Source organism: uncultured Apibacter sp., from assembly GCF_946479295.1.
Classification (GTDB): Bacteria; Bacteroidota; Bacteroidia; order Flavobacteriales; family Weeksellaceae; genus Apibacter.
On sequence record NZ_CAMLFD010000032.1, the window covers coordinates 1 to 3279 of the forward strand.

Sequence of the window (3279 nt, forward strand, 5' to 3'; positions counted from 1 at the left end):
AAAATTCAGGAATTTTCAAAATTTTAATTATTGTTTATACAATACATCGTATTAGTCTTAGCTAAATTTAGATAATTATCAATTATTAGAAAAGGAAAAACAAGAAGAATATAAAATAATAGGTTATTTAGCAAATACTTGTGATCCACTTTTTAAAAAGTATTATTTATCTAAAACAGTAAAGTGGATAAGTGGAAATATTTGGGTTCTTATTATGCTTCTTTAGGTTAAGATCGAACTTCTTGGAATGAATTAAAAAATAGTTTTATTAAAAACAATTATTATAATTTACCTAATCTAAAAGCTAAGATTTATTATACAGAACAATTTGGTGAGAGAGACACTCAGGATTAATTAAATTTCAAAATCATTATGAAAAAAAGATTTTTTTACCTACTATTTTTTTGTTATTCATCTTTATTAATTGGACAAAAAAACAACATAAAAGAAATATTAATAAAACAACTAAAAGCAGGCAATGATCAAACTTATGACTGTTATAAGGATTATGGAGAAAAAGATTTAGATGCATTAGTTTTCATAGAAGATACTATACTAAGAAATAATGGATATAAAACTTTGAGTTTAAATAATTTTAATGATAAAATAAAAAATATTTTTGGAAGAATTATTGACAATAATTCGCAAACGAAATATTTAAAAGTTGATCAATATTTCAAGTGTAACAAAAAACTAGAATTTCATCCATTATCCGAATATGCACAATATTTATATATTGATAAAGAACATAAGTTTATTACTATTTTTTATGCACTTCCACAAATTTTAGATTACACTAAAGTATACCCGGAAGTATTAGAATATGAGAAAGAAAAGATTATAATAAAAGAGTATATTGAAGGAACTGGATGGGAGAAAGCGGAAGCCACTCAATGGAAAGATCATTATGATTATTTACTTAGAGAAAGACGTTTTCATCAACAATTGCTTATATCAAGGAATAAATATTTATTTAATGATGATGAAAGTCAATTTGATTGGTTAATTACCAATGAAGGTGAATTTATGGAACGTTTGGTAACAGACTTTGGTTATACAGAAGATAAAAAATTATTGAATTGGGTAATGGAGAAAAACTATGAGAGACCTTGGGAGATTGTTGAAAATAGTATTTTTGTAAAAAATTGCAACGGGAATTTAGAAATACGAGAAGGTATTCTCAACTATATATGGGAAAACACCAATAATGAAGAAAGAAAGTACGCTATGCAGTTGTTATATTTAAGTGATAGAGATGATTGGAAAGATTTTAGTGACTCAGAATATACCAAAATATTAGCCTATATGGCGAATACCTTTGATCCTTTGACAGAAAAATATGAACAAGTAGGACTTCAAAGTTCTGCAAAATGGAGTATTTTAGGAGGTCTGCACTTTTCTTTACCTGAGAAAGAATGGAATAAATTAATTAAAGAGTTTAAGAAAAACAATTATTATAATTTACCTCATTTACAAGAAGCTATAAAAATTGCTGAAACATATTAATTTTTTTGAAATTGAAACTATCCATACTATTAAATCACAGAAAGGAAGCATTTTTCAGGAATGAAACATTCGCAATCAGGAGAAAATACGATGGATTGTTCGGAATTAGCATGCCGTTATTTACAGAAAATAGAATGGAGTAAAAAGGTAATGGGAGGTAATACTCGAATACTCTATGAATTTGCAGAAAAATACCCTATCTACTTACAAAAACATGACGATTTAGATTATAAGCCCCAAATAGGAGATATATTTATCTGGAAGAGTTCTTCAGGAATGGGGCATACCGGAGTGATCATTGATTATGAAGAAATACCTAATGAAAAGGGAATAGATAAGGTGGTAACCACTGTGGAAGCAATAAGTTCAAGTGAAATTCCATATGGGATGGAAAAAAAATTGACAATGGGAGGGGTGATTAAATTAAAATGGAAAAAGGATTCATACCATTTATTGGATCATAAAGTAACTGCCCAAAGAAGTCCCTGCCGATTTTATACACCGTTAATACATTACAGTAAAGCAGATAAAAAGGTAAATTGGAATAAAAATAATTATAGTTTTGAAATAATAAAGAAATAATTATGAAAAAAAGAATAATATTTTTCGGTTTATTTATATTATTTTTTTCCTGTAGAGGGGAAGAAAATAAGAAAGAAGAAAAAAAAGAAAAGCCTATTATAGAAATTGCACAAAATACACAAATGGATAATATTGGTTTACAAAATACGCAAAAGGATAGCATTAATTTACAAAAAATAGAAGAACATATAGAACTACAAAAAAGAGTATTTGTAGAAGATCATATTCCTGACAATGAATATATAGCCACACAAGAGGATTTAGATTTACAACTACCTTTATTAGAAAAATCATTAGAGAATAGCGGTTATAAATTCCCGGATTATTCCTTATTTAAAGAGCGGATAAAGTATGTGTTTGGAATAGATATAGACAAAAATGAAGAAAATATTATTACATTATATGCACAAAAACCAGTCTATGATAAGGGAAAAGCATATACGGATGAAGAAATAAAACATATGATTTTAAAAACAACGAATCTAACTTTTGATGAATATAAATATAGATTTTCAAGTTATGATTGGAATTTATTTATAGATAAACAAAGGAAGATAATAACCCCTATGGTATTTCTGAATGATTTAATAAAAATTAAGGGAAAAGATAAAAAAGAGTATAGTATACAACAAAATTTAAAAGTATTATCCTTAAATAAATATTTAATATATAATGACAAAGCTAGTTTAAATTATTTATTACCTAGAGAAGCATATTTATCAAGGTCATTATTATTAAATTTTAATTATGACAAGGAAGATAAAATTAATGAAAATGTAATGGATAGTTTATACACTTCCTATGCAAATAATTCCCCTGTAAGAGAATCAAAATTTAGATCATTGATTTTTGTAATGAAAGATCAACCCGGTCAAGACCGAAGCCGTTTATACATAAGAGAAGGAATATTAAAAACCATTGAAAATATAACTAATGAGAATGAGGGTAAATATGCTATAGATTTAATGAATGCGATTGTAAGCATAGTAGTAAAAAAAAGAGATGGTAAAAATATAGGCTGGACAAATGAAGAACTATACAAAATAGTAGCCTATACAGTCAATTATATAGATCCATTGTATTGGAAGTATCATGAATCAGAAACAGTAGTATGGGGAAATGGCGATATATTAGGATCCTATGATTCTTTATTATCAGAAAAAGAATGGGAAGCAATGTTAAAACAATTTA

General features: G+C 26.6%; 3 protein-coding genes. All 3 read left to right on the forward strand.

Annotation, left to right across the window (positions count from 1 at the left end; genetic code table 11):
- The first annotated feature begins 372 nt into the window (after window positions 1-372).
- On the forward strand, window positions 373-1506 hold the full coding sequence (locus Q0T35_RS11035; RefSeq protein ID WP_295843131.1) for a hypothetical protein: 1134 nt from the start codon (window positions 373-375) through the stop codon (window positions 1504-1506).
- Between the two features lie 60 nt (window positions 1507-1566).
- Entirely contained in the window at window positions 1567-2088 is a 522-nt protein-coding gene (locus Q0T35_RS11040) for a CHAP domain-containing protein (RefSeq protein WP_295843133.1), read from the forward strand.
- Window positions 2089-2090: 2 nt separating this feature from the next.
- On the forward strand, window positions 2091-3279 hold a 1189-nt coding region (locus tag Q0T35_RS11045), incomplete at its 3' end, for a hypothetical protein (protein ID WP_295843135.1).

Bases quoted from the DNA above. Each gene is read 5' to 3' on its own strand.
- Q0T35_RS11040 (WP_295843133.1), top strand. From the start codon at position 1,567: ATGAAACATTCGCAATCAGGAGAAAATACGATGGATTGTTCGGAATTA.
- Q0T35_RS11035 (WP_295843131.1), top strand. From the start codon at position 373: ATGAAAAAAAGATTTTTTTACCTACTATTTTTTTGTTATTCATCTTTA.